Source organism: Aureimonas jatrophae, from assembly GCF_900104035.1.
GTDB classification, from domain to species: Bacteria; Pseudomonadota; Alphaproteobacteria; order Rhizobiales; family Rhizobiaceae; genus Aureimonas; species Aureimonas jatrophae.
Genome location: NZ_FNIT01000007.1, coordinates 134,769 through 159,060 on the forward strand (window position 1 = coordinate 134,769; position 24,292 = coordinate 159,060).

General features: G+C 70.9%; 23 protein-coding genes and 1 riboswitch. Of the genes, 14 read left to right on the forward strand and 9 right to left on the reverse strand.

All coding sequences use genetic code 11. The annotated features are described in order from the left end of the window. Window positions 1–76: 76 nt before the first annotated feature. Window positions 77–685, reverse strand: a complete 609-nt coding sequence (locus BLQ76_RS15665; RefSeq protein WP_090675152.1) for an exopolysaccharide biosynthesis protein — start codon at window positions 683–685, stop codon at window positions 77–79. Between the two features lie 102 nt (window positions 686–787). Continuing rightward, window positions 788–1,660, reverse strand: coding sequence for a BON domain-containing protein (locus BLQ76_RS22165; protein WP_170842616.1), 873 nt, complete (start codon window positions 1,658–1,660; stop codon window positions 788–790). Between the two features lie 228 nt (window positions 1,661–1,888). On the opposite strand from BLQ76_RS22165, the gene BLQ76_RS15675 reads away from it, so the two are divergent. From BLQ76_RS15675 to BLQ76_RS15700, 6 genes are all read left to right on the forward strand, one after another. Next, window positions 1,889–2,572: a YggS family pyridoxal phosphate-dependent enzyme gene (locus tag BLQ76_RS15675; RefSeq protein ID WP_090675154.1), complete on the forward strand. Its 684-nt coding sequence runs from the start codon at window positions 1,889–1,891 to the stop codon at window positions 2,570–2,572. A 95-nt stretch (window positions 2,573–2,667) separates the two neighbouring features. After that, entirely contained in the window at window positions 2,668–3,756 is a 1,089-nt protein-coding gene (locus BLQ76_RS15680) for an AI-2E family transporter (RefSeq protein WP_090675156.1), read from the forward strand. A 133-nt stretch (window positions 3,757–3,889) separates the two neighbouring features. Continuing rightward, a complete protein-coding gene (gene acs, locus BLQ76_RS15685; protein ID WP_090675158.1) occupies window positions 3,890–5,848 on the forward strand; it encodes an acetate--CoA ligase in 1,959 nt (652 codons plus the stop codon). Window positions 5,849–5,956: 108 nt separating this feature from the next. Further along, window positions 5,957–7,405 (forward strand): PTS galactitol transporter subunit IIC, encoded by a 1,449-nt coding sequence (locus BLQ76_RS15690; RefSeq protein ID WP_090675160.1) that lies wholly within the window; start codon window positions 5,957–5,959, stop codon window positions 7,403–7,405. Further along, window positions 7,402–7,863 (forward strand): PTS sugar transporter subunit IIA, encoded by a 462-nt coding sequence (locus BLQ76_RS15695; RefSeq protein WP_090675162.1) that lies wholly within the window; start codon window positions 7,402–7,404, stop codon window positions 7,861–7,863. The genes BLQ76_RS15690 and BLQ76_RS15695 overlap by 4 nt, the downstream gene beginning before the upstream one ends. A gap of 14 nt (window positions 7,864–7,877) precedes the next feature. Continuing rightward, the gene (locus BLQ76_RS15700) at window positions 7,878–8,162 is read left to right on the forward strand and encodes a PTS sugar transporter subunit IIB (protein ID WP_090675164.1); all 285 of its coding nucleotides are present in this window, start codon (window positions 7,878–7,880) and stop codon (window positions 8,160–8,162) included. Between the two features lie 7 nt (window positions 8,163–8,169). Here BLQ76_RS15700 and chrA read toward each other — a convergent pair whose 3' ends face one another. Continuing rightward, complete coding sequence (gene chrA, locus BLQ76_RS15705) at window positions 8,170–9,396, reverse strand: chromate efflux transporter (RefSeq protein ID WP_090675166.1); 1,227 nt, start codon at window positions 9,394–9,396, stop codon at window positions 8,170–8,172. 409 nt (window positions 9,397–9,805) lie between these two features. Between chrA and BLQ76_RS15710 the strand changes: the two genes are divergently transcribed. From BLQ76_RS15710 to BLQ76_RS15730, 5 genes are all read left to right on the forward strand, one after another. Continuing rightward, window positions 9,806–10,714 carry a PIG-L family deacetylase gene (locus BLQ76_RS15710; protein WP_244519676.1) on the forward strand — a complete coding sequence of 303 codons (909 nt, stop codon included), beginning with the start codon at window positions 9,806–9,808 and terminating at the stop codon, window positions 10,712–10,714. A 129-nt stretch (window positions 10,715–10,843) separates the two neighbouring features. Further along, window positions 10,844–11,293, forward strand: coding sequence for a MarR family winged helix-turn-helix transcriptional regulator (locus BLQ76_RS15715; protein WP_090675168.1), 450 nt, complete (start codon window positions 10,844–10,846; stop codon window positions 11,291–11,293). A 50-nt stretch (window positions 11,294–11,343) separates the two neighbouring features. Beyond that, on the forward strand, window positions 11,344–12,540 hold the full coding sequence (locus BLQ76_RS15720; protein WP_090675170.1) for an FAD-dependent monooxygenase: 1,197 nt from the start codon (window positions 11,344–11,346) through the stop codon (window positions 12,538–12,540). A 94-nt stretch (window positions 12,541–12,634) separates the two neighbouring features. Next, the gene (locus BLQ76_RS15725; protein ID WP_090675172.1) at window positions 12,635–13,591 is read left to right on the forward strand and encodes an NAD-dependent epimerase/dehydratase family protein; all 957 of its coding nucleotides are present in this window, start codon (window positions 12,635–12,637) and stop codon (window positions 13,589–13,591) included. A 74-nt stretch (window positions 13,592–13,665) separates the two neighbouring features. Beyond that, a riboswitch (SAM-I-IV-variant riboswitch) is annotated at window positions 13,666–13,772 on the forward strand. 55 nt (window positions 13,773–13,827) lie between these two features. Continuing rightward, entirely contained in the window at window positions 13,828–14,133 is a 306-nt protein-coding gene (locus BLQ76_RS15730) for a hypothetical protein (RefSeq protein WP_090675174.1), read from the forward strand. A 7-nt stretch (window positions 14,134–14,140) separates the two neighbouring features. Here the strand turns inward: BLQ76_RS15730 and BLQ76_RS15735 are convergent, their stop codons facing one another. The 6 genes from BLQ76_RS15735 to BLQ76_RS15760 form a co-directional block, all read right to left on the reverse strand. Next, entirely contained in the window at window positions 14,141–15,745 is a 1,605-nt protein-coding gene (locus BLQ76_RS15735; RefSeq protein ID WP_090675177.1) for a DHA2 family efflux MFS transporter permease subunit, read from the reverse strand. Between the two features lie 4 nt (window positions 15,746–15,749). After that, a complete protein-coding gene (locus BLQ76_RS15740; RefSeq protein WP_090675179.1) occupies window positions 15,750–17,027 on the reverse strand; it encodes an HlyD family secretion protein in 1,278 nt (425 codons plus the stop codon). Between the two features lie 119 nt (window positions 17,028–17,146). Then, window positions 17,147–18,427, reverse strand: coding sequence for an SAM-dependent methyltransferase (locus BLQ76_RS15745; RefSeq protein ID WP_090675181.1), 1,281 nt, complete (start codon window positions 18,425–18,427; stop codon window positions 17,147–17,149). A gap of 143 nt (window positions 18,428–18,570) precedes the next feature. Continuing rightward, entirely contained in the window at window positions 18,571–18,891 is a 321-nt protein-coding gene (locus BLQ76_RS15750) for a DMT family transporter (RefSeq protein WP_090675183.1), read from the reverse strand. Window positions 18,892–19,020: 129 nt separating this feature from the next. Then, a complete protein-coding gene (locus tag BLQ76_RS15755) occupies window positions 19,021–19,557 on the reverse strand; it encodes a thermonuclease family protein (RefSeq protein ID WP_090675186.1) in 537 nt (178 codons plus the stop codon). A 31-nt stretch (window positions 19,558–19,588) separates the two neighbouring features. Beyond that, the gene (locus tag BLQ76_RS15760) at window positions 19,589–19,828 is read right to left on the reverse strand and encodes a DUF1674 domain-containing protein (RefSeq protein ID WP_090675189.1); all 240 of its coding nucleotides are present in this window, start codon (window positions 19,826–19,828) and stop codon (window positions 19,589–19,591) included. A 154-nt stretch (window positions 19,829–19,982) separates the two neighbouring features. On the opposite strand from BLQ76_RS15760, the gene htpX reads away from it, so the two are divergent. The 3 genes from htpX to BLQ76_RS15775 all read left to right on the forward strand — a co-directional run bounded on the left by htpX (window position 19,983) and on the right by BLQ76_RS15775 (window position 24,259). Next, window positions 19,983–20,960, forward strand: a complete 978-nt coding sequence (gene htpX / locus BLQ76_RS15765; RefSeq protein WP_090675191.1) for a zinc metalloprotease HtpX — start codon at window positions 19,983–19,985, stop codon at window positions 20,958–20,960. 60 nt (window positions 20,961–21,020) lie between these two features. After that, window positions 21,021–22,457, forward strand: a complete 1,437-nt coding sequence (locus tag BLQ76_RS15770; protein ID WP_090675193.1) for an RsmB/NOP family class I SAM-dependent RNA methyltransferase — start codon at window positions 21,021–21,023, stop codon at window positions 22,455–22,457. A gap of 125 nt (window positions 22,458–22,582) precedes the next feature. After that, on the forward strand, window positions 22,583–24,259 hold the full coding sequence (locus tag BLQ76_RS15775) for a heparinase II/III family protein (RefSeq protein WP_090675195.1): 1,677 nt from the start codon (window positions 22,583–22,585) through the stop codon (window positions 24,257–24,259). Window positions 24,260–24,292 lie beyond the last annotated feature (33 nt).

Genomic DNA, 24,292 nt, shown 5'->3' on the forward strand with positions numbered 1-24,292 from the left:
CGGCCGCGACGCAACCGCAAGGATCGATCCGGCATCAACCCCGTTCGGCGAAACAAGTCAATTTCCGCCCGGCCTTTCAGCTGCCCGAGCCGGCGATCGCCCAAAGGCCGAAGGCGCCGAGAAGCGTCGCCGCATAGCCCAGCGCCATCAGGAGCCCGTCGCGCACCGTCATGGCGAGGCCGAAGACGATTACCACCGCCATCGGGATCGTGGAGGCAAAGGGCAGAAGTTCCAGAAACGGCACCGACAGGCAGGCCAGGATCACGATCACCGCGGCGCCCTTCACGAAGGGCGCCGTGACGAGGAGTTCCAGCCGGCCGTGGAACCAGCGGTCGAGCCAGAGGGCGAGGGGACGCAGCTTGGCCACGGCCTCCGCGACGCGGCGCGCCGAAAGGGTGCGCTCCTTGATGAAGCGCGGCAGCCATAGCCGTTCGCGTCCCAGAAGGATCTGCACCGCGAACACGGCGATGATCAGGGCCAGCACCGTCGGTAGGCCGGGAATGCCGCCGATCGGGGAAATCTCGATCAGCGCCGGCAGAAGCAGGAAGGGCCCGAAGCCGCGTCCGCCGAAGCGGTCGGCGATCTCGCCGACGCGTACCGCATCGGTATCGCGCGCGGCGTCGGCCAACTGGTCGAGGACGGCACCGACCCCCTCGGGCGTGTGGGAACGGCTGGTGTCGTTCAAGCGGCTCGGCTCCCGGCGCGGTGGACCAACGAACGGACCCGCGCGTCGGGATCCAGGGGGATCCTCGTCCCGGCGCCGCGCGGCGCTGGGACGAGGTTGTGCTTAGAGGATGCTCGAACCCGAGCTCGAAGACGAGCCCGTGGTCGTCTTCGTCGTGCCGAACAGGCTGTCGCCGTCGTTCTTGACGCGCAGGTTGTTCTGGACGTGGCTGACGCCAGAGATGCGCTCGGCCAGATCCTCGGCGCGGCGCTTCTGGTCGCGGTTGGCGACGTGGCCCGTCAGGGTGACCTCGCGGTCCTTGACGCTCACCTCGATGTCCGAGGCGTCGATGTAATGATCGTCGGTCAGGCGGTCGTTGACGTCGTCCTGGATGCGCGAATCCGAACGCGTGTAGTTCTTCGGGCCGCGACCGCCGTACTGGTGGTCGGCCTCGCGACGGCGCTCGGCGTCGCGGTCGCCGAACCAGGACGAGATCTCGTCGCTCGCGCGATCGATAAAGGAGCGCTCGCCGGACTGCGAGTTGCGGTAGTCCGCGTTGGAGCCGTAGCCGTAGCCCTCGTTGCGGCGGTCGTAGCCGGTGCCGAAGGCGTCGCGATAGCGGTCGCCGCCCATGTTGCCGCCAGTATTGTAGCCGTAGCCCGGGCTGTTGGAGCCGTAGCCGCGATCGTTGTAGCCACGATTGTTGTTGTAGCTGCGGTCGAAGTCGCTGCCACCGTAGGACGAGCGACCGTAGCCGCGCGTGGCCGACGACAGGTAGTCGCCCGAGGAGCCGCGTCCGTAGCCGGTTTCGCCGCGCTCGGTGTCGCGCGAGCCATAGCGGCTCGCGTCGTCGCGGCCGAAGGCGCCGGACTCGGAGCGGTAGCGGTCGTCGCCATAGGCGTCGCGGCGGGCGGTGCGCTCGTCGGTGCGACCGAAGCGATCGTCGCGGTCGTCGTTGTATCGGCCGTAGCCGTTCGAGTTCCTGTAGTCGCTCATGGGATTCTCCCTATGTCGCCAGCCCCGGCACAAGGCTCTCCGCCAGGGGCTTGGTGCCAGCTAACGACTGGTTCGAACGCCTGTTCCCCGATTTTAGCTCGCACGCGATAAAATGGCGTCGCCCCATGCGGCGGTCTGCGCGGGTCCGGCCGGGACGGGAGCCCTCCCCAAGCGGCGCGTCCCGCCTTAAGAAGCGCGCTTGTGTTTCACGTGAAATCGGCAGGCCGCATGACCACTTCCGACACCGCCGTCGAACGCCTTCAGGATATCTGTGCGCGCGTCCTCGCCGCCACGCGCGAGGCCGGTCGGCCGGCCGGCTCGGTGGAGCTCGTCGCCGTGTCGAAGACGTTCGAGGCGCACGAGATCCGGCCTGTGCTGGAGGCCGGCCAGCGCGTCTTCGGCGAGAACCGCGTGCAGGAGGCGATGGCGAAATGGCCGGCCCTGCGCGACAGCTATCCCGACATCGAGCTGCATCTCATCGGGCCGCTCCAGAGCAACAAGGCCGCCGAGGCCGTGGCGCTGTTCGACGTGATCGAGACCGTGGACCGCGAGAAGATCGCCGCCGCCCTCGCCAAGGAGATGGCGCGGCAGAACCGGCGCCCCCGTCTCTTCGTCCAGGTCGACATCGGCGAGGAAGCGCAGAAGGCCGGCATCGCGCCCAACGAGGCCGTCGCCTTCGTGCAGCATTGTCGCGACGGGCACGGCCTGAGCATCGAGGGCCTGATGTGCATCCCGCCCGTGGACGAGGCACCCGGACCCTTCTTCGCGCTGCTGCAGACGATCGCCGGAGAGGCGGGGGTGGAGAAGCTCTCCATGGGCATGTCGGGCGACTTCGAGCGCGCCATCCCGTTCGGCGCGACCAGCGTGCGCGTCGGCTCGGCGATCTTCGGCACGCGGCCCCGCCCGGCCTGAGGCGACCGGATCGCGGTCGCGCTCGCCTTTCGGCGGGGCGGCTCGATATAGCGCTGGACCGCCGCCGGGCGGAACGCCCAGCGGAGCCGAGCGCGATGACCCTGATCCAGCCGAACGAGCCGCAGCCGACGCGGGGCGAGGGGTCGGCGCAGCTCGCGCGACGCACGGTTCTCGTCACCGCGGTGGTGGGCGCCCTGGTGCTGCTGACGCTTCTCGCCTACGCCGCCGCCTCGGCGCTGCTGCTGATCTTCGCCGCCCTCCTGATCGCCGCGATCTTCTGCGGCCTCGCGCGGCTCCTGCAGCGTCTCGGACTGCCGCGCTGGCTCTCGCTGCTTCTGGTCTACCTCTTCACCTTCGTGCTCCTGATCGCGCCGGTCGCCTGGGGCGGGGTGGCGCTGGTGCAGCAGTTCAGCGACCTCCTGACCGCCGTGCGCGACCAGGCCGGCTCGCTCCTGGCCCGGGCGGGCGACGCGGGCCTGCCGGTGGAGCGCCTGACGCAAGGAGCATCGGAGGGCGAGGCGATCCAGAGCCTCCTGCCCAACTCCGGCGGCCTCGTCAGCCAGGCGGGAACCGCCCTGTTCGCGCTGCTCGGCGGCATCGGAAACGTCTTCGTGGTCCTGTTCCTCGCCGTCTTCATCTCCTGGCAGCCGGAGATCTATCGCGACGGCCTCGTTTCGCTCCTCCCGCGCGACAAGCGGCGGCGCGTCGCCGAGGTGCTCGACCAGAGCGCCCATTCGCTGATCCTCTGGGTCTTGGGCGATGCCATCTCCATGACGATCATCTTCAGCGTGTCCTGGCTCGGCCTGTCGCTGATCGGCATGAACAACAGCTTCCTTCTGGCGCTCCAGGCGGGGCTGCTCGCCTTCATCCCGACGCTCGGGCCCTTCGTGGCGGGCGTCATCATCGTGCTGGCGGGCTTGGCGCAAGGAGGAGAGATGGCGCTCTGGGCGCTTGGGGTCTACCTCCTGATCCAGGGCGTGGAGTCCAACGTCGCCCAGCCCATCGCCCAGCGATGGACCTCCTCGCTGCCGCCGGCGCTCACGCTCAGCGTCCAGATCGTGTTCGGCATCCTGTTCGGCGTGCTGGGCTTCGTTCTGGCGGTCCCGATCGTCGCCGTGGTGGTGACACTGGTGCGCGAGCTCTACGTCAAGGACGTCCTCGGCGGACCCGTCGAGCCACGATAAATCATCGTGCGATACGCAAATTCGGGATCGAGCCGGTTTTGGTGTCTGTCCAAGCCGCCCGCCACGCTTTAGCTTGCGCGCCGGCCGCCTCGGGAGGGCGGATCGAACGTCGCATCGGGAGGAGAGCGCCGCCATGACCATCGTACCCGTCAAGGACAGCTGGAAGAACGGCACGCTCCTGACGCGCGAGCGCTATCTCGACTGGTATCGCCGCTCGGTCGAGGACGTGGAGGGCTTCTGGCGCGAGCACGGCCGCCGGATCAGCTGGATCAAGCCCTACACGGTGGTCAAGAACACCTCGTTCCAGCCCGGCGCCGTGTCGATCAAGTGGTTCGAGGACGGCACGCTCAACCTCTCGGCCAACTGCCTCGACCGGCACCTCGAGACGCGCGGCGACCAGACCGCGATCATCTGGGAAGGCGACGATCCGGAGGACTCGCGCCGCATCACCTATCGCGAACTCCACGCCGACGTCTGCCGCATGGCCAACGTGTACAAGTCGCTGGGCGTGGGGCGCGGCGACCGCATCTCGATCTACATGCCGATGATCCCGGAAGCGGCGGTCGCGATGCTGGCCTCGGCGCGCGTCGGCGCGATCCATTCCGTGGTGTTCGGCGGCTTCTCGCCTGACGCGCTGGCGGGCCGCATGGAGGGCTCGACCTCGAAGCTCCTCGTCACCGCCGACGAGGGCCTGCGCGCGGGACGCAAGGTTCCGTTGAAGGCGAACGGCGACCGCGCGATCGAAATTTCAGCCAAGGCCGGGCATCAGGTGGAAAAGGTGCTGGTCGTGCGCCGCACCGGGGCCGACGTTCCCATGGTGGAGGGGCGCGACCACTGGTGGCACGAGGAGCGCGAGCGCGTGTCCACGGTGAGCGAGCCCGAGGAGATGGGCGCCGAGGACCCGCTCTTCATCCTCTACACGTCGGGTTCCACCGGCAAGCCGAAGGGCGTCCTCCACACCACCGGCGGCTACCTCGTCTGGGCCTCGATGACGCACCAGTACGTCTTCGACTACCGCGAGGGCGAGGTCTTCTGGTGCACGGCGGATGTCGGCTGGGTGACCGGCCACACCTATTCCGTCTACGGGCCGCTGGCGAACGGCGGCACGACGGTGATGTTCGAGGGCGTGCCGAACTATCCCGATGCGGGTCGCATGTGGGAGGTGGTCGACAAGCACGCCGTCAACATCTTCTACACCGCGCCGACCGCGATCCGCGCCCTGATGGGGGCGGGCGACGGCTTCGTCGCACGCGCCTCGCGAAAGTCCCTGCGGCTGCTGGGCTCGGTCGGCGAGCCGATCAACCCGGAAGCCTGGAACTGGTACTACCGCACCGTGGGCGAGGAGCGCCTGCCGATCGTCGACACGTGGTGGCAGACCGAGACCGGCGGCATCCTGATGACGCCGCTGCCGGGCGCGACCGACCTGAAGCCCGGCTCGGCCGCCATCCCCTTCTTCTCGGTGAAGCCCGAGCTCGTCGACGGCGAGGGCAAGACGCTCTACGGCGCGGCGGACGGGAACCTGTGCATCACCGACTCGTGGCCCGGCCAGATGCGCACGGTCTACGGCGACCACGAGCGCTTCGAGCAGACCTACTTCTCGACCTATCCCGGCAAGTACTTCACGGGCGACGGCGCGCGTCGCGACGAGGACGGCTACTGGTGGATCACGGGCCGCGTCGACGACGTGATCAACGTGTCGGGCCACCGCATGGGCACGGCCGAGGTGGAATCGGCCCTCGTCTCGCACCCCAAGGTCTCCGAGGCCGCGGTGGTCGGCTACCCGCACGACGTGAAGGGGCAGGGCATCTACTGCTACGTCACGCTCATGAACGGGGAAGCGCCGTCCGACGACCTGAAGCAGGAACTCGTCCGGCACGTGCGAAACGAGATCGGCCCGATCGCCTCGCCCGACAAGATCCAGTGGGCCCCGGGCCTGCCCAAGACGCGCTCGGGCAAGATCATGCGCCGCATCCTGCGCAAGATCGCCGAGGACGACTTCGGCGCGCTCGGCGACACCTCGACGCTGGCCGACCCGGCCGTGGTCGACGACCTCGTGGAGAACCGCCAGAACCGCAAGGCGCCGGCCGCCTGAGGCGACCGGATCCCGTTGCGCAGCGCGTAGGCAGGTGCTCATACTCGGGCCGGCGGTGAACCCGGGCGGCTCGAGACCCGGACCCGCCCGTTGTCCGGGAGGAACACCATGGCCGAGATCCTGGCCGCCCTGAAGAGTGTGGTCGACGCCCTGGGCGCGACCGTGCTTCTGCCCATCATCATCTTCGTGATCGCGTTGGTGCTGGGCGCCAGGCCCGGCCGCGCCTTTCGGGCGGGCCTCACGATCGGCATCGCCTTTATCGGCATCAACCTCGTGCTCGGGCTCATGCTGACGACGCTCGGCGAGGTCGCGCAGGCCATCGTCACCAACACCGGCATGCAGCGCGACATCGTGGATGTCGGATGGCCCTCGGCGGCCGCGATCGCCTTCGGCTCCTCGGTCGGCCTCTGGGTCATTCCGCTCGGCATCCTCGTCAACGTCGCGCTCCTGTTCTCCGGCCTCACGCGCACGCTCAACGTCGACGTCTGGAACTTCTGGCACTTCGCCTTCGTCGGCTCGCTGGTGGTGGCGGCCACGGGAAGCCTCGGCATGGGGCTCCTCGCCGCCGCGCTGATGGCGGCGCTCTCGCTGGTGCTGGCGGACTGGACCGCCAAGGGCGTCCAGCGCTTCTACGGCGTGCCGGGCGTCTCGGTGCCGCACCTCGCCTCGGCCCAGATCGTGCCGCTCGCGATCCTCCTGAACTGGATCCTGGACCGCATCCCCGGCGTCAACCGCATCCGCGTCGACACCGAGACCGTGCAGCGCCGGCTCGGCGTCTTCGGCGAGCCGATCGTCATGGGCCTCGCGATCGGGCTCGTGCTCGGCCTCGTCGCCTATGCCGGCTCGGCGGATGCGGGGACGGTTGTGACCAAGAGCCTCCAGACCGGCATGAACCTCGCCGCCGTGATGCTGCTCCTGCCGCGCATGGTGCGCATCCTGATGGAGGGCCTGATCCCGGTCTCGGAGGCGGCCCGCGACTTCGTCCAGAAGCGCGCCGGCGACCGCGAGATCCATGTCGGCCTCGACTCGGCGATCCTGATCGGGCATCCGGCCGCGATCGCCTCGTCGCTGATCCTCGTGCCGATCGCGATCCTCCTGTCGCTGGTCCTGCCGGGCAACCGCATCATCCTGTTCGCGGACCTTGCCGTCATTCCCTTCGTGGTCGCCATGGCCGCGCCGATCGTCAACGGCAACGTCTTCCGCATGGTGGTGATCGGCACGGTCACGCTGGTCGTGGGCTTCTATGTCGGCATGGCGCTGTCGCCGCTGATGACCACCACGGCCGCCAGCTCGGGCTTCGCGATTCCCGCCAACGCCACCGGCATCACCAGCGTGGTGGACGGGTTCCTGTATATCCCGTGGGTCGTGATCCGCCTCACGCAGGGGCTCGGCCTCGTCGGCCTCCTTCTCGTGCTGGGGGGCGTCGCCGCGCTGCTTCTCGCCTGGCGCCGGGCGCCGCGCGCGATGGAGCGCCTGGCGGGAGCGGACGAGCCCGCGCCGGAGGCCGCGCTGCCCGCAACGGTCGCTCCCGGCCGCCCGCTCGCGGGGCGCCCGTGAGCGAGCTCCTGCGGCGCCATCTCGACCCGCGCGCGATCCTGGTGGGCGCCCGAGTGGCCTCGAGCGACGAGGCGATCGACCTTCTGGCGGCGCGGCTCGAGGCGCTCGGCCGCGTTCATCCCTCCTGGGGTCCGGCCGCGCGCCGGCGCGAGGCGACCATGCCGACCGGCCTGCCGCTCGGCGCGCTCAACGCGGCTATTCCCCATACCGATCCCGAGCACGTGCGCGAGGCGGCGGTGGCGCTCGCCATTCTGGGCGAACCCGTCGCGTTCCGCTCGATGGAGGATCCCGACGAGCGGGTCGACGTGCGCGTCGTGTTCGCGCTCGCGGTCCGCGAGAAGGGCGCGCAGATCCCCATGCTGCAGGCCGTGATCGGAACGCTGGCCGACGCCGAGCGGCTGGCGCGCCTGGCGGCGGCCCGCGACGCCGACGAGGCGCTGGCGGCGCTGGACACCTGACAGGAGGAGACACGATGCAACGCAAGACCGTTCTGATCGCCTGCGGCACCGCCGTCGCCACCTCCACCGTGGTGGCGGTGGCGATCGAGGAGGCCATGCGCGAGCGCGGCATCCCGGTGGACGTGCGCCAGTGCAAGGCGACCGAGGTGCGCGGGCTCGCCGCCGACGCCGATGTGGTGGTGGCCACCACGCCGGTGCCCGACGATCTCGGCAAGCCGACCTTCAAGGGCCTGCCGTTCCTGACCGGCATCGGCCGCGACAAGGTTCTCGACGACATCGAGGCCGCCCTGCGCGGCTAGCAGCGCGCTAGAGCCCGAGCCAGCCGAGCGCGCCCGCGCCGAGCACCACGAGCGGGGCGGGCGTGCCCGCCAGAAGCAGCGCCAGGGCGAGAAGCGCCACGAGCGCCGTCGCGCCGGAGGTGACGCCGGCCGGCAGCACGGGATCCAGAAACGCCGCGCCGAGCAGCCCGACAACGGCGGCGTTGACGCCGGCCAGCGCCCGCCGGGCGCCCGGCAGGGCGCGGAGGCGCGACCAGAAGGGCAGCGCGCCGGCGATCAGGAGCCCCGCCGGCAGGAAGATCGCGAGCGTCGCCAGAAGCGCGCCGCCCCACCCGCCGGGCGGCGCGAGCGCGCCGAGATAGGTGGCAAAGGTGAAGAGCGGCCCGGGCACGGCCTGGGCCAGGCCGTAGCCCGCGAGAAAACCGGTTTCGGACACGAGGCCGCGCCCCACGGTTTCCGCCTCCAGAAGCGGCAGGACCACATGGCCGCCGCCGAACACGAGGGCGCCCGCCCGCGCGAAGCGACCCGCCAGATCCAGCGCCGGCCAGTCAAAGAGCGCGGCGAGCGGGCCCGGCAGCACGAGCACCAGCGCCAAAACGGCGAGCAGGGCGAACCCGGTGCGTCGGCGCGGCGCGGGCAGGGGGTCTCGCGATGCCAGGGCGCCGCTCGCCGGCTCGAGCAGAAGACCAAGACCGGCACCGAGCGCGATCGCGCCGACCTGACCGGCGGGGCCGGCGACCAGAAGCGCGAGCGCGCCGCAGACGAGCGCGATCGCCGCGCGCCGCCCGCCGCTGGCCAGACTGCTGGCCATGGCGGCGAGCGCCTGCGCCACCACCGCCACCGCCGCGGCCTTGAGGCCCGCCAGAAGGCCCGTCGCTTCCGGACCCAGAAGCGCGGTGAGCCCAAGGGCCGCCCCCGCCATCAGAAGCGCGGACGGCAACGTGAAGCCGACAAAGGCGGCCAGGAGGCCCGCCCAGCCCGCGCGCATCCAGCCGATCCCCATGCCGACCTGGCTGGAAGCGGGACCGGGCAGGAACTGCGCGAGCGCCACGAGATCGGCATAGGTCTCGTCGGCGAGCCAGCGCCGGCGCGCCACGAAGCTCTCGCGAAAGTAGGACAGGTGGGCGGTCGGCCCGCCGAAGCTCGTGCAGCCGAGAACGAGAAAGGCGCGGAAGACCTCGCCGGCGCGCCCGACCGGCGCGGCGGACGAAACGGCGTCCGGGTCGGCGACTGAAGAGGTGCCGTCTGCGGCCATCGGACACGGGTTTCCGGTTCGGGGTTGCGTCGCCCCCAGCCCAAGCCCATATTCCCGTCATGTTCAACAAAGCGAAAGGAGGTGATCCAATGTCGAGTGATTATCTGATGCCGGTTGGGTCCATGCATCTCGAGGGCACGAAGGGGCAGCCTCTTTCGTTCGCCTGATAGGTGAGTCGATCCGGGAGCGGTCTCGACGACCCCCGGCATCAATGACATCACGGGGCCGCCTTCCCGATCGGGGAGGCGGCCTTTTTCATGCGCCGATGCCGGAAACGTGTTTCCGGCCGCGACCGGAGCATCAACCATCGCGTGTCTAGGCTGATCCGTCACGGCTCGGCCCCTTCCGTACCGGCTCGAAGGGCCGCGCCGGCCGCCCGACGACGCCCGCCCTGCCGGAGGAGACCCGCATGACCGCTGCCGCAGACCGCATGCTCACCGACTCCCTGATCGTCGGCGCCCATCCCGACGACGAGATGTTGTGGTTCAACGCCATCGTCGGGCGGGTCGACGAGGTGGTGATCGTGTATGGCGACTACTGGGCGCAGCCGGGTCTGGGCGAGCGCCGCCGCCGCGCGGTGGCCGAGCTTCCGCTGCGCCGCGTCACCCATCTCGACATCGCGGAGGCCGGCACCTACGGCTGCGCCAACTGGGCAGAGCCGGTGCTGGGCGAGCACGGCCTGAAGCTCGGGCTGGAGGAAACCCGGCGCGAGATGACGCGGCTCGCCAAGCGCTCGGCCGGCTCGGTGCTCCCGGTCTCGCTGAACGCCTCGCCGGCCCGCGTCGCCGCGCACTACCGCGAGAACTTCGACCGCATCACCCGCGCCCTCAAGCCGCGGCTGCGACCGGGCATGAACGTCTTCACCCACAATCCCTGGGGCGAATACGGGCACGAGGACCATGTGCAGGTCTTCGCCGTGCTGGCGGCCCTGCGCGAGCGGATCGGCTTCCGGCTCTGGATGTCGAACTACGCGACCGAGCGCTCGCTGCCGCTCGCCATGCGCTACTTCCGGTCCGCGCCCGGCCCCTACCTGCGCCTACGCACCGACAAGGCGCTGTCGGGCGCGATCGCGGACGTCTACCGCCGGCACGACTGCTGGACCTGGAGCGACGATTGGAGCTTCTTCGACGAGGAGTGCTACATGGAGGCGCCCCGGCCGGCCGCTAGCGCGGGTGGGGGTGGGCCGCACCAGCACCTGTTTCCGCTGAACCTCTTCACGATCGAGGAGCGCCGCCGCTCGCTGCGCGCGCCGATCGCCGCCACCGGCGCGGTCGCGCTGTCCGCGATGCTGGGCGCGGCGCTGATGGAAGCGTTCTGAGGCACCGCGGGCCGCGCCGGCGACCGGCCCGGTCGCCCGTCCGTCTCGCCGCCTTGCCGCCACGGGCGGCGCGCCGTATCCCGGAATGCGGGACCGGGTTAGCGGGTTCTGCGAGCGCCGGATATTCTGATGCAGGACCAGGACGACATCCACCCCGAAGCGGCGGTGGCACCCGGCTACCTCGCCAACCACGCCGCCCGCGCCTTCAACCGCCGCGTGGACGCCGCCCTGAAGCCGCACGGGCTGACCATGGCGCTGATCGGGCCGCTCCTGCTCCTGTCCTGGAAGGGACCTCTCCTGCAGCGCGATATCGTGCGCTGGTCGGCGGTCCGGCAACCCGCCATGGCGGCGCTGCTCGACCGCCTGGAGGCGACGGGACTGATCGGGCGAACGCCCTCGCCGAGCGACCGGCGGGCCTCGCTCGTCGACCTGACGGACCGGGGGCGCGATGCCGCGCGCATCGGCCGCGAGGCGCTGGTGGAGGGCAACAGGCTGGGTCTCGAAGGGTTCTCGCCCCAGGAAACCGGCCAGCTGGTCGGGCTCCTGCAACGGCTGATCGGCAACCTTGACCGGGCTTAACCGGAATATACATCAGGCGTGATATTCTGGGTCCAAGGAGGATCACGCCCGTGTCCCGACGCATCCTCGTCTCCGGTGCCAGCGTCGCCGGCAACACCGCCGCCTGGTGGCTCGGTCGGCTCGGCCACGACGTCACCGTGGTGGAACGCGCGCCGGAATTTCGCGACGGCGGACAGAACGTCGACGTGCGCGGCGTCGGGCGCGAGGTGCTGCGCCGCATGGGGCTGGAGCGGGTCGCACTGGAGCGCGGCACCGGCGAGGAGGGCACGACCTGGATCGACGAGCACGGCGAGGTCGTGGCGGCGTTCGTCACGGACGAGCTGCCCGGCGACGGTCCGACCGCCGAGATGGAGATCCTGCGCGGCGATCTTGCGCGCCTTCTGTTCGAGCCCGCGCGCGAACGGGCGACGTTCCGCTTCGGCGACCGGATCGAGCGCATCGACGACGACGGACGCCAGGCCTTGGTCACCTTCGGCAGCGGCGCCCGCGAGAGCTTCGACCTCGTGGTGGTCGCGGAAGGCGTCGGGTCGCACACGCGCGAGCTCGTGTTTCCCGGCGAGAACGATCCGCGCTGGATGGACCTGACCATCGCCTACTTCACGATCCCGCGCGTGCCCGACGACAACCGCATGTGGCGCTGGTACGCCGCGACCGGCGGCCGGAGCATCTCGCTGCGCCCCGACAACCACGGCACGACGCGCGCCAGCCTGACCCTGCAGCAGCCGCCGGGCGGCGAGGACACCTGGGACGAGGACCGGCAGAAGCGCTACCTGCGCGAGCGTTTTGCGGATGCGGGATGGCAGGCCGAGCGGGTCCTGAACGGAATGGACGAGACGCCGGACTTCTACTTCGACGTCCTGCGCCAGGTCCGCCTGAAGCGCTGGCGGAAGGGGCGCGTCGTTTTGACCGGCGATGCCGCCTGGTGCGCGACGCCGCTCGCCGGCATCGGCACGACGCTGGCGGTAACCGGCGCCTATGTCCTGGCGGGAGAGATCGGGGCGGGCGACGACGTGCCGGCCGCCCTGGAGCGATACGAGGCCGCGATGCGCCCCATGGTCGAGGACGGGCAGGGCGTGCCGAAGATCGGCCCGCGCCTCCTGCATCCGCGCAGCCGCCTGGGCGTCCGCCTCCTGCACGGCGCGCTGGGTCTGGCGAGCCGCCCGAGCGTGCGCGATCTGGCCGCCAAGCTGTTTGCGGGCGGCGACAGGACGACGCCCGACCTGTCGGGATATCCGCCGCACGCGTGAGCAACCTGTGCGGCGGCGCCGGCACAGCCGCTTGCCTCCGCCGCCTGCCGGGTTACCTCACCGGCATGACTCGTGCGGGCGGGGAGGGACGGCGATGGCGCGTATCGTGGTGATCGGCGGGAGCGGCCATGTGGGCACCTATCTCGTGCCCCGGCTCGTGGAGCTCGGCCATGACGTCGTGAACGTCAGCCGGGGCGAGGCCCGACCCTACCGCCCGCATCAGGCCTGGAGCGCGGTCGAGACCGTCACGCTCGACCGCATCGCGGAGGAGAGCCGCGGCCGGTTCGGCCCCGCGATCGCGGGGCTTCGGCCCGACATCGTCGTGGACATGATCGCCTTCGATCCGGGGAGCACGCGGCACCTCGTCGAGGCGCTGCGCGGACAGGTCGAGCACTACCTGTTCTGCAGCTCGATCTGGGTCTACGGGCGCCTGTTCGCGGTTCCCTCCACCGAGACCGATCCGCCCAACCCGATCGACAGCTACGGGCGCGGCAAGGCCGAGAGCGAGGCCTGGCTCGTGCACGAGGCCCGCCGCTCGGGGTTTCCGGCCACCTGCTTCCGCCCGGGGCATATCGTCGGCGAGGGCTGGCACCCGATCACGCCTCAGGGCAACACCAACCCGGAGACCTTCACGCGGATCGCGAGGGGCGAGGAGCTGGTGCTGCCGAACCTCGGGCTGGAGATGGTCCACCATGTCCACGCCGACGACGTCGCGCAGTGGATCGTCTGCGCGATCGAGAACCGCGCGGCGACGATCGGCGAGGTCTTCAACACGGTCTCGGCCCAGGCGCTGACGCTGCGCGGCTATGCGGAAGCCGTTTATCGCTGGTTCGGGCAGGAGCCGCGCATCTCCTTTGCGCCGTACGAGACCTGGATCGCGGAACTGGGAGACTGGGCCGAGAGCACGCGCGGCCATGTGATCCGCAGCTCGTGCCATTCCATCGAGAAGAGCCGGCAGCGCCTGGGATACAATCCGCGCTACTCGAGCCTCGAGGCCGTGCACCAGAGCGTGCAGGCCCTGATCGCCGACGGAACCGTGTCGCTCGGCTAGCACCGCGCGCGCCCGAGCGCCGTTCCCTTGCGGCCCGCGGCCCTTGATCGCGCGGCCGCGACGCGATAGGGGTCGCCCCGCATCCAGAGTCGGGCCGACGCCCGACGCCAACCTGCCCGTCCGGGCAAGGTGGCGTCCCGAAACGGGAGATGTGGCCGACCCGGCAACCAAGCGGACCCGCCACCTCGACCCCTTTCGGTTAGCGTCGGTCCGGCATTCCTTGTCGGAGCCGACGCATGATCCCGCTATCGCCGCCCCTTCCCGCAGCGCTCCTGGTTCGCCCCGGCGACCGTGCGATGCGCATGGGCATGGTGGGCGCGGCATCGGGGCGCCCGATGCGCGATCGCGGCGAGGTCTGGCTCGTCTGGCACGCCGGCGGCCGTGCGGCGGGCTGGGCGCACCTCTACCGCATCGACCCGCGCGACGGGCGAACCGTGCATCTGGAACGCGCCGTGCCGGGCACGGACCGAGCCGCGCTCCAACGCTGGGCCCGCGACGTGCTGCGCGTCGAGAACGCCGAGGACGAGGCGCTGGCCGCCTGAGGGCGGTTCAGTGGGCGCCCGCCGGCGCCCCGCCGCCCGTCTTCACGTTGCGCAGGATCAGCGCCAGCGGCACGGCCGAGAGCGAGATCAGCATCAGCACGTGGAAGACGTCGATATAGGCGAGGTAGCCGACCTGCTTTTCCAGGGTCTGGCCGATCACCGCGATCGCGCCCTGTTCAGCCTGGGTCGCCGACAGGCCGCGTGCCTTCAGCGCCGTGACGGTCGCCTCCAGCGTCTGGTGGTAGGCGGGGCTGGTGGGCGTGATGTGCTCCACGAGGCGGCTCTGGTGGAACTGCTCGCGGAAGGCCAGCGTGTTCTGCGCGATCGACACGCCGATCGAGCCGCCGACGTTGCGCGCGACGTTGATCAGCGCCGAAGCCTGGTCGGTCTTGTTCTTCGGGATGCCGTCGTAGGAGGCCGTGGTGATCGGGATGAAGATCAGCGGCAGGCCGAGGCCGACGAAGACGCGCGACCAGACGAAGTAGCCGAAGTTGACGTCGGGCGAGAGGCGCGTGAGGTCCCACATGGCGAACGCCACGATCGCCGCGCCGAGCGCGATCAGGTATTTCGGCTGCACGACGTTCGTGACGCGCCCCACCACGAACATCATGGTCATGGTGACGATGCCGCCCGGCGAGAGCGCCAGGCCCGCCCAGGTGGCGGTGTAGCCGTAGAAGCTCTGGAGAAGCTCGGGCAGGAACTGCGTGGTCGCGATCAGGATCGCGCCGGTCGCCATCATCACGAGGAAGCAGGACCCGAACTGCCGGCTCCAGATCATGCGCAGGTCCACCACCGGATTGTCGTGCTTGAGCTCCCACGGGATCATGAACAGGAAGGCGAGCAGGCAGACGGTGGCCGAGACGATGATGAAGTTGGATGCGAACCAGTCCTCGGTCTGGCCGCGGTCGAGCACGAGCTCCAGCGCGCCGAGGAAGGTCGCGACGGCGAGGAAGCCGATGAGGTCGAAGCGCACGCCCCGGCGCTTGATCTGCTCGCGCTCGCGCTTGGCCTCGTCGGACTCGGTGACCAGGAACCAGACCAGCGCGAAGGCGAGCACGCCCACCGGCCCGTTGATCAGGAAGCACCAGTGCCAGGACACGTTGTCGGACAGCCAGCCGCCGAGCGTCGGGCCGACCACGGGCGCGACCACCACCGCCACGCCGAACAGCGCGAAGGCCTGGCCGCGCTTTTCGGGCGGGAAGCTGTCGGCGAGGATCGACTGCGAGATCGGCACCATACCGCCGCCCGCGAACCCCTGCAGGATGCGGAAGAAGATCAGGGACTCGATGTTCCAGGCGAACCCGCACAGGACCGACGAGATCGTGAACAGCGCAAGGCAGGCGAGATAGAAGCGCTTGCGCCCGTAGCGCTTGGCGATGAACGACGAGGCCGTCAGCGTGATGGCGTTGGACACGAGATAGGTCGTCACCACCCAGGACGCCTCGTCCGAGGAAACGCCGAGGCCCCCCGAGATGTAGCGCAGCGCGACGTTGGCGATCGTGGTGTCGAGCACCTCCATGAAGGTCGCGATCGACACCACGATCGCGATCACCCACGGGTTGGGCGCGCCCGAGCGCCGGGCCGGGGCGGCCGACGCGGCCACAGCGGACATGGGATCAGTCCTTCGGGCGGACGGTGACGGTAGGCACGACCGACATGCCCGGGCCGATCGAGACGTCGCGCGGCCAAGAGTCGGCGACGATCTTCACGGGCACGCGCTGGACGACCTTCACGTAGTTGCCCGTGGCGTTCTCGGCCGGCAGCAGCGAGAAGGCGGTGCCCGAGCCCGGCTGCACGGAGTCGACCCGTCCCTTGATCTCGTGGTCGGGATAGGCGTCGATGCGGATGTCGACCGCCTGTCCGGGCCGCATGTCGGTGATCTGCGTTTCCTTGAAGTTGGCGGTCACCCAGATGTCGTCGGGCACGAACATGGCGACGCTCTGCCCCGCCTGGACGTACTGGCCGACGGCGCCCGTCAGCTGAACGACGCGGCCCGGCTGCGCGGCGGTGACCGTGACATAGGACAGGTTGAGCCGGGCCTGCGCGGCCTGGGCGTTGGCCTCGCGAAGGTCGGCGACCGAGGTCGCACGCTGGGCCTGGAGCGAGCCGACCTGCTTCTGCGCGGCGGTGACGGCGGCGCGCGAGCGGTTCAGCTCGGCCTCGGCCTGCCGCAGCGCCGAGGTCTGCTGCTGCGCGGTCTGGACCGTGCCGGCGCCCGAGCGCGCCAGGGTCTGGGCGCGTGCGGCCTCCTCTTGGGCGAACTGGACGCTCGCCTCGTTCTGCGCGACCGCAGCCTGCGCCTCGGTGACCTGGGCACCTTGCGCGGCGATCTGGGCGTCGGCACCGTTGATCGCGGCCTGCGCGGCGGCGACGCGCGCGTCCGCCTCGTCGACGGCCGCCTGGTAGTCGCGCGGATCGATGCGCAGGATCACCTCGCCCGCGTTCACGTGCTGGTTGTCGGAGACCAGCACCTCCGAGACATAGCCCGCGACCTGGGGCGAGACCGCGAACTGGCGCGAGTCCACAAAGGCGTCGTCGGTGGACTCGTAGGGGTGGATCGCGCTGAGCCAGTAGAAATAGCCGCCGACCCCCGCCGCGACGATCGCGACCAGCACCAGGAGAACGATGAACGGGTGGCGGCGCAGGATCGAGGGGCGCTTCTCCTTGTTCTGGTCGCCCGTCCCGTCGTCCTCGCCCTTGGCGTCGGACGCGTTCTCGTTCTCGCCCTCGGTCCGGCCCTTCTCGGGTTCGTCGCGGCGCGGCTCGCGCTTCGTCTCGCGCGCTTCCGGCTCGTGCGTCGTCTCGTGGCTCTCGCCCGAGCGAGCTTCGGGATCAATCGCGACGGTGCCGTCGGCATCGCCGTGGGTCCAGGGAAAGCGGGATTCTTCGAGCATGGCGCGTGATCCGGACAGCCGGGCCAGTCGGCCCGAGAGGTGCGGATCAAACGGGGCGCACGGAAATGTGTTCCGCGCTGCGGCAAGAGGGTGCGTTCAGCAGGCGTGAACGATTAACCCTAGCGGTAGAGGTCGGCGCGCGTCGGCGGCAGGCCGGAGGGACCCTTGTCGCGCCGCGAGGCGAGCGTCTGGTTGATCATCACCGTGCCGCGCTCGAAGGCCAGCGCGCAGCCCGCCAGATACAGGAGCCAGAGCCGGGCGCGCGGCTCGCCGACCTCGGCGGCGGCCTCGGCGAAGTTGAGGCGCAGCCGCTCGGCCCAGAGGCGGCAGGTGCGCCCGTAGTGCTCGCGCCAGTTCTCGACGTCGTGCACCTCGAAGCGGTTTGCTTCCAGCTTCTGGAGGGAGTGGCCGATATAGTCGAGCTCGCCACCCGGAAAGATGTAGCGCGTGATCGCGCGGTACTCCGAGCCGCCGCGCATGAAGGCCTTCAGCGACTTCTTGGCGGGCCGGGCGATCGTGTGGTGGAGGTAGAGGCCGCGCGGGCGCAGCAGGCGCTTCACGGTCGCGAAATACGCGTCGTGGTTGGCGAAGCCCACGTGCTCGAACATGCCGATCGAGGAGATCTTGTCGAAGGTGCCGGTCAGCTCCTGGAAGGGCTTCAGCTCGATCGTGATGCGATCCTCGAGACCCGCGGCACGAATGCGCTCCTGCGCCAGATCGAACTGCGCCTGGCTCAGCGTCACGCCGTGGCCGGTGACGCCGTGATGGGTCGCGGCGTGGATCAGGAGCGCGCCCCAGCCGCAGCCGATGTCGAGCATCCGGTCTCCGCTTTGCAGCCGCAGCTTGCGGCAGATCATCTCCAGCTTGTCGCGTTGCGCGCGGTCGATGTCGTCGTGCCACTCGGTGAAGTAGGCGCAGCTGTAGACCATCCGCTCGTCGAGGAAGAGCCGGTAGAAATCGTTCGACACGTCGTAGTGGAACTGGATCGCGGCCTTGGTCGAGCCGCTGGCGCCCGCGTCCGCCCCCGTCTGCGCCAGCGCCTCGCGCTTGGCCGCGCGGCGGATGCGCCAGAGCGCGGGCAGGGCCGCCGCGATGCGGCGCTTGCCGAGACGGCGCAGGGCGTCCTTCGGCTTCACGGGAGAGCGCCGGTCGGCGATGTCGAAGATCGAGCCGTCCTCGATGTCGAGCCGACCGCTCGTCCAGAGCTGCACGGCGGTGTCGATGCGGGGCGCGAGCGCGAGTTCGGCCAGCGCCGCCACGTCGCGGATCGCGATGCACGGACCCTCCTGCGGCCCCAGGCGCTCGCCGGTCCACAGCCGCACGCCGAGGTCGGGTCGGAAGGCGTCCACCGCCTTGCGCACGAGCGTTTCGATCCGGGCGGCGTCGGACGACGAGGACATGGGGCGGGCATCCGGTTTCACGTGAAACGCTTCTAGCGATGCCGGTCCGCCCGCGCCACCCGCCCGGTCCGGCCGAGCGTCCGGTCGCTCGTCCAAGCGTCCGGCAGCTGCGCCGAGCGTCCCGCAGCTGGCCCGAGCGTCCGTCAGGCCGGCGAGGCGACCTTCATGAGGACGATGCCGGTCAGGATCAGGGCGGCGGCCAGGAGCCGCAGCGGATCGGCGGACTCGCCGAGGACGAGGATGCCGACCGTAAAGGCGCCGAGCGCGCCGATGCCGGTCCACACCGCGTAGGCCGTGCCGAGCGGCAGCGTGCGCATGGCGATCGCCAGCAGCGCAAAGCTGCCCGCCATCAGGACGAACGTGACAAGGCTGGGCCCAAGCCGCGTGAAGCCGGCGGAGTTTTTCAGGGAAAAGGCCCAGCCGACCTCGAGAAGGCCGGCAATGAGAAGCAGGAGCCAGGGCATAGGATGCGTCTTCCGATGAGCCGCGTGGGTGCGGACGACCGGGTCGTCCCGGCGGGGGTGCGGAAAGGCGCGAGGGTCGTCCCTCGCTTTGAGAGATGGGACCGCTGGCTCCCCGTTCAAGCCATCATCTCAGCCGCGCCAGAACAGGCCCGGCTGGGTGGTCGCAGCCGGGCGCTCCGGCGTCTTCGGGCGCTCGGGCAACGCGGCGCCCACCGCGTTGCACCAGTCGCGCCGCCGCCCGCCGTCATAGGCGTCCACCAGGCCCTCGCGCAGAAGCACCGCGCCGATGTCGGGCGTGTCCCGGGTGCCGAGACGGGCCAGCACGCGGCCGAAATACTTGTCGCCCGAGACCTGCGAGAGAAACACGGGGCCCTGGCCCACCAGCTGGCGGAAGCGTTCGCGCGCCGCTTCCGCCGACCGGCGCTCGGAGTCGCACTTGGCGCGCAGCTCCGGCGCGTCGACGTTGCGCAGGCGCACCGCCACCGACACGCTCTGCATCGGCCAGACGAAGGCCTCGACCTCCACCGTGTCGCCGTCACGCACCCGCACCACCCGCGCCTCGACCGGGCCGGCAATCTCGCGCGGCGGGCTCGGATCGTCCGCCGCCCGCGCGGCCGGCGCAAGGGCCGTCAGGACCAGGACAAGGGCGAGAAGGGGGCGGCGCATGGCTCCGGTTCCGGTGAGGGGGGAAAGCGCGTCAGAAGTCGCTGATGATGCCGTTCTTCTCCCAGTCGCCGAAGCGCACCGGCTCGGGTCCCTTGCGGCCGTTCACCTCGGGCGGCAGCTCGCCGGGGCGCACCACCATGTCGCGCCCGGCCGCGCGGCGCGCCTCGGCCTCGGCCAGGGCCCGTTGCGCGGCCGGCGACAGCGCGCGTCGGGGCTCGGTGGCGTCGGCATTCGCGGACCTCTCGGGCGTGTCTGTCAGGGGCTCTGTCATGGGCCAAGCCTTTCGCGATCGTGATGCGGGACGGCACGTCTCTCAACCATGGCTCGGTTGAAGCGTTCCGCTCCTGTTCCCAAATCTCCGTCACGAACATCGGGATGCCGGCGCGCATCCGCAACCAGGCATCCGAGGCAGAGGCAGGACATCCATGAACACCGTCAAGACCGCCATGCTGATCGCCGGCATGACCGCCTTGTTCATGGGCGTCGGGCTCCTGATCGGCGGCCCGCGCGGCATGTTGGTGGCGCTCGCCATTGCGGTCGCCACCAACCTCTTCGCCTACTGGAACGCCGACAAGATGGTGCTGCGCATGCACCATGCGCGCGAGGTGGACGCCGCGAGCGCGCCGGACTTTCACGGCCTCGTCGCGGACCTTGCCGCGCGCGCCGGCCTGCCGATGCCGCGCGTCTTCATCATCGAGAACGACCAGCCCAACGCCTTTGCGACGGGGCGCAACCCCGAGAACGCGGCGGTGGCCGCCACCACCGGCCTGCTCGCGCGGCTCAGCCGCGAGGAGATCGCCGGCGTGATGGCGCACGAGCTCGCCCACGTCCAGAACCGCGACACGCTGACCATGACCGTCACCGCGACGCTGGCCGGCGCGATCTCGATGCTCGGCAACTTCGCCTTCTTCTTCGGCGGCTCGTCGAGCGACAACCGCAACCCGCTCGGCTTCGTCGGCGTGCTTCTGGCGATGATCGTCGCCCCGCTCGCGGCCATGATCGTGCAGATGGCGGTGTCGCGCACGCGCGAATACTCGGCCGACCGGCGCGGCGCCGAGATCTCGGGCAACCCGCGCGCGCTCGCCTCCGCGCTCGCCAAGATCGCTGAGAGCGCCGGGCGCACGGTGAACTACGACGCCGAGCGCAATCCCGCAACCGCGCACATGTTCATCATCAATCCCTTGAGCGGCCAGCGCATGGACGGGCTGTTCTCGACCCATCCCGATACGCAGAACCGCATCGACGCCCTGCTGGGCATGGAGGGCGCAATCGGCGACGGCGGCTCCGTGGCGCGCTCGCCCTTCGGCGCCGGGCTCGATCATGCGGCGGGTGCGCGGGGCCTGCAGCGGCCCGGCGGCTCGGTTCCCGCCAGCCGTCCGCGCTCGCGCGGCCCCTGGGGCTGATCCGCCGGCGGGTCCGCCCGCGCCCTTGCCGCCCGACCACAAGGGGACCATAGGAACGGGATGGATCGTCCCCCCGTCTCCCCGCAGCGCCTCCGGCGTCCCGTCCCATCCAAGACGGCTCCCGCCGCCGAGCGCCCGAGCCTGGCCGACGACGCGCAGCGGCCGGGCCTTGGCGCCCGCCGCGTCGCCGCGCGCCTGCTCGCCGCCGTGGTGGACGCGCGCACCTCGCTCGACGGGCTGACCGACCGGGGCAACGGGCACCCCGAGTTCCGCAAGCTGGAGGGCCGCGACCAGGCCCTGGTGCGCGCGATCCTCCTGGCCGCCCTGCGCCGGCGCGGCACGATCGACGCGATCCTCGCCGACTGCCTGGAAAAGGCCCTGCCCTCCGGCGCGAGTGCGCTGCGCCACATCCTCCACGTCGCCTCGGCGCAGATCCTGTTTCTCGACGTGCCGGACTCGGCGGCGGTGGACCTGGCGGTCGCCAGCGCGCAGGCCGACCCGCGCTCGGCGCGCTTTGCCAACCTCACCAATGCGGTTCTGCGCCGCATCGCACGCGACAAGGCGGGCTTTCTCGCCCGCTTCGACGACCCCGCGCTGGACGCCCCGCGCTGGCTGCTCGACCGCCTCGAGGCGGCCTACGGCGCGGCGGGCGCCCGCGCGATCCTTCATGCGCAGCGCGTGCCCGCGCCGCTCGACCTCACCTGTCGCGAGGATCCCTCGCTCTGGGCCGAGCGGCTCGGCGGGTCGCTCCTGCCCACCGGCACGGTGCGTCTGGGGGCGCGCGAGACCGGGGCCGTCGATCAGATGCCGGGTTTCGCCGACGGGGCATGGTGGGTGCAGGATGCCGCCGCCGCGCTGCCCGCGCGCCTCTTCGGCGACCTGTCGGGCCTGCGCGCACTGGACGCCTGCGCTGCGCCCGGCGGCAAGACCGCGCAGCTCGCCGCGGCCGGGGCCCGCGTCACCGCGCTCGACATCTCCGCCTCGCGCCTTCGCCGCCTGCGCGGCAACCTGGAGCGGCTCCGGCTGGAGGCGGACACGCACGAGGGCTCGATCGAGGACTTCCGGGACGCGGAAGGCTTCGACGCCGTGCTGCTCGATGCGCCCTGCTCCTCCACCGGCACGATCCGCCGCCATCCCGACGTGCCCTTCACCAAGACGGCGGAGGAGGTCGAGAAGCTCGCCGGCGTCCAGGAGCGCCTTCTGCGCGCCGCGGCCGATCACGTGCGGCCGGGCGGGCTTCTCGTCTTTTCCAACTGCTCGCTCGACCCGCGCGAGGGCGAGGACACGGCCCGGCGCTTCCTGGCCGAGCGCGGCGAGTTCCAGCTCGTGCCGGTCGCCGCCGCCGAGGTGCCGGGCATCGAGGACGCGGTGACCCGGGAGGGTTTCCTGCGCACGACGCCCGCCATGCTGCGCCGGGACACGGCGGAACTGTCCGGCCTCGACGGGTTCTTCGCGGCTCGCTTCCGTCGCGTCACGCAAAGCAAGACCGCGGCTTAAGCTTCCGTTAACCCTGATCGAGGAAAGTCCTCGCCGGGGCAGCATAAGGATAAGACTTCGTTTCATGCCCCTGCGACGGCCCGCCAACCAAAGGCGGGGACCGCCGATGGAGAGGTTTGGGCGGCATGACCACGGGTTTTGTGGACGAACCCCGCCTTGCGGGGTTGATGCTACGCGAGACGGCGCGCCGCGCGACGGCGGCCCTGCGTGCCCTTGTCCGCATGCCCGCCACCGCCGAACCGCTGCTGGCGGGTCCGCGCGACTACCGCCGCGCCGACGCCTCGGTCGCCCGCGCCTTCTATGTCGGCCACGTCGCGCTCGGCGGTCATGTCGTGGAGCTGCACGGCCGCCCCCTGTTCCAGGTCAGCGACGAGCCCGCCAACTGGCTGGCCGAACTCCATTCCTTCGCGTGGCTGCGCCATTTCACCCAGAGCGGCGACGCGCTGTCGGCCGAGCATGCCCGGGCGCTGGTCGGCGACTGGCTCGCCCTGCCGCGCCGCCGCCGGGCGCGCGTGTCGCGCGAGCACGAGACCGTGGCGCGGCGCGCCATCTCGTGGATGACCCATGCGCCGATCGTCCTGTCGGGCGCCGACACCCTGTTTGCGCGCCGCTTCTCGCAGGCGCTCGGGGCCGAGCTGCGCTGGCTGCGCCGCACCGCACGCTCCGCGCCCGACGGCCTGCCGCGCCTTCGCGCCGCGATCGCCGTGGCGCTCGGCACCGTCTGCCAGCCCGAACGGCGCGCCTCGGTGCGCCAGGCCACCGCGCGCCTCGCCGAGGAACTCGACCGCCAGATCCATCCCGACGGCGGCCACGTTTCGCGCAATCCCGGCGTCCTGGTCGCGATCCTCGCCGACCTCCTGCCGCTCGTGCAGCTTCTGCAGACGCGCAACCAGATCGTGCCGCGCGGCGTGTTCTCGGCGCTCGACCGCATGCTGCCGGCGCTGCGCTTCTTTCGTCACGCCGACGGGGCGCTGGCCCTGTTCAACGGGGCGGGCGCGCCCGACAACCACCTCGTCGCCGCGATCCTGCGCCACGACGAGAGCCTCGGCGAGCCAATCAGCCAGATGCGCCAGACCGGCTACCAGCGCCTGGCCGCCGGCCGCTCGGTCCTGATCGCCGACACCGGCCTGCCGCCCGAGCCCGGCGTCTCCTCCGAGGCCCATGCCGGCACCCTGTCCTTCGAGTTCTCGTCGGCGGGCCGTCGCCTCGTGGTCAACTGCGGTGCGCCGCAGCGCCTCGACGGGGGCTGGCGCCGCCTGTCGCGCACCACGGCTGCCCACTCGACCCTGACGCTGAACGACCATTCCTCGTCGCGCTTCTCGCGCTCCGAGGCGCTGGACCGCTTCCTGGGCGGCCCGCTTCTGCCCGGCCCGACGCGCGTGCCCCTCACGCGCGACGACGGCTCGCACGGCCAGACCCTGGTCGCCGCCCACGACGGCTATCGCGCCACGTTCGGCTTCGTTCACGAGCGGCAGATGACGCTCTCGGAAGGGGGCACGGTCTTGGACGGCGTGGACCGGCTCTTCCCCTCGGCCGGGCGCGGCGCCAAGCTCGAGGCGCAGGAACCCATCGGGCTCGTGCGCTTCCATCTCCATCCCGACGTGAAGGCGGAGCGCATCGGCGAGGCGGTGCGCCTCGTGGCGGGCGAGGAGATCTGGTGGTTCACCGCCGACACCGTTCCCGAGATCGAGGACTCGATCTTCTTCGCCGATAGCGGCGGCATGCGGCGCACGCGCCAGATCACCGTGGCGCTGGATTGCCTGGAGCAGCCCGAGCTCGCGTGGCGCCTGGAGCGCGGCTAAGGGTTCCACCGCTCGCTTCGCGCTCCGCTCGCC

What these genes read in the sequence shown, in the direction of transcription:
- BLQ76_RS22165 (WP_170842616.1), bottom strand. Translation starts at nt 1,660, where the DNA reads ATGAGCGACTACAGGAACTCGAACGGCTACGGCCGATACAACGACGAC.
- BLQ76_RS15675 (WP_090675154.1), top strand. Translation starts at nt 1,889, where the DNA reads ATGACCACTTCCGACACCGCCGTCGAACGCCTTCAGGATATCTGTGCG.
- BLQ76_RS15680 (WP_090675156.1), top strand. Translation starts at nt 2,668, where the DNA reads ATGACCCTGATCCAGCCGAACGAGCCGCAGCCGACGCGGGGCGAGGGG.
- acs (WP_090675158.1), top strand. Translation starts at nt 3,890, where the DNA reads ATGACCATCGTACCCGTCAAGGACAGCTGGAAGAACGGCACGCTCCTG.
- BLQ76_RS15690 (WP_090675160.1), top strand. Translation starts at nt 5,957, where the DNA reads ATGGCCGAGATCCTGGCCGCCCTGAAGAGTGTGGTCGACGCCCTGGGC.
- BLQ76_RS15700 (WP_090675164.1), top strand. Translation starts at nt 7,878, where the DNA reads ATGCAACGCAAGACCGTTCTGATCGCCTGCGGCACCGCCGTCGCCACC.
- chrA (WP_090675166.1), bottom strand. Translation starts at nt 9,396, where the DNA reads ATGGCCGCAGACGGCACCTCTTCAGTCGCCGACCCGGACGCCGTTTCG.
- BLQ76_RS15710 (WP_244519676.1), top strand. Translation starts at nt 9,806, where the DNA reads ATGACCGCTGCCGCAGACCGCATGCTCACCGACTCCCTGATCGTCGGC.
- BLQ76_RS15715 (WP_090675168.1), top strand. Translation starts at nt 10,844, where the DNA reads ATGCAGGACCAGGACGACATCCACCCCGAAGCGGCGGTGGCACCCGGC.
- BLQ76_RS15725 (WP_090675172.1), top strand. Translation starts at nt 12,635, where the DNA reads ATGGCGCGTATCGTGGTGATCGGCGGGAGCGGCCATGTGGGCACCTAT.
- BLQ76_RS15730 (WP_090675174.1), top strand. Translation starts at nt 13,828, where the DNA reads ATGATCCCGCTATCGCCGCCCCTTCCCGCAGCGCTCCTGGTTCGCCCC.
- BLQ76_RS15735 (WP_090675177.1), bottom strand. Translation starts at nt 15,745, where the DNA reads ATGTCCGCTGTGGCCGCGTCGGCCGCCCCGGCCCGGCGCTCGGGCGCG.
- BLQ76_RS15740 (WP_090675179.1), bottom strand. Translation starts at nt 17,027, where the DNA reads ATGCTCGAAGAATCCCGCTTTCCCTGGACCCACGGCGATGCCGACGGC.
- BLQ76_RS15745 (WP_090675181.1), bottom strand. Translation starts at nt 18,427, where the DNA reads ATGTCCTCGTCGTCCGACGCCGCCCGGATCGAAACGCTCGTGCGCAAG.
- BLQ76_RS15750 (WP_090675183.1), bottom strand. Translation starts at nt 18,891, where the DNA reads ATGCCCTGGCTCCTGCTTCTCATTGCCGGCCTTCTCGAGGTCGGCTGG.
- BLQ76_RS15755 (WP_090675186.1), bottom strand. Translation starts at nt 19,557, where the DNA reads ATGCGCCGCCCCCTTCTCGCCCTTGTCCTGGTCCTGACGGCCCTTGCG.
- BLQ76_RS15760 (WP_090675189.1), bottom strand. Translation starts at nt 19,828, where the DNA reads ATGACAGAGCCCCTGACAGACACGCCCGAGAGGTCCGCGAATGCCGAC.
- htpX (WP_090675191.1), top strand. Translation starts at nt 19,983, where the DNA reads ATGAACACCGTCAAGACCGCCATGCTGATCGCCGGCATGACCGCCTTG.
- BLQ76_RS15770 (WP_090675193.1), top strand. Translation starts at nt 21,021, where the DNA reads ATGGATCGTCCCCCCGTCTCCCCGCAGCGCCTCCGGCGTCCCGTCCCA.
- BLQ76_RS15775 (WP_090675195.1), top strand. Translation starts at nt 22,583, where the DNA reads ATGACCACGGGTTTTGTGGACGAACCCCGCCTTGCGGGGTTGATGCTA.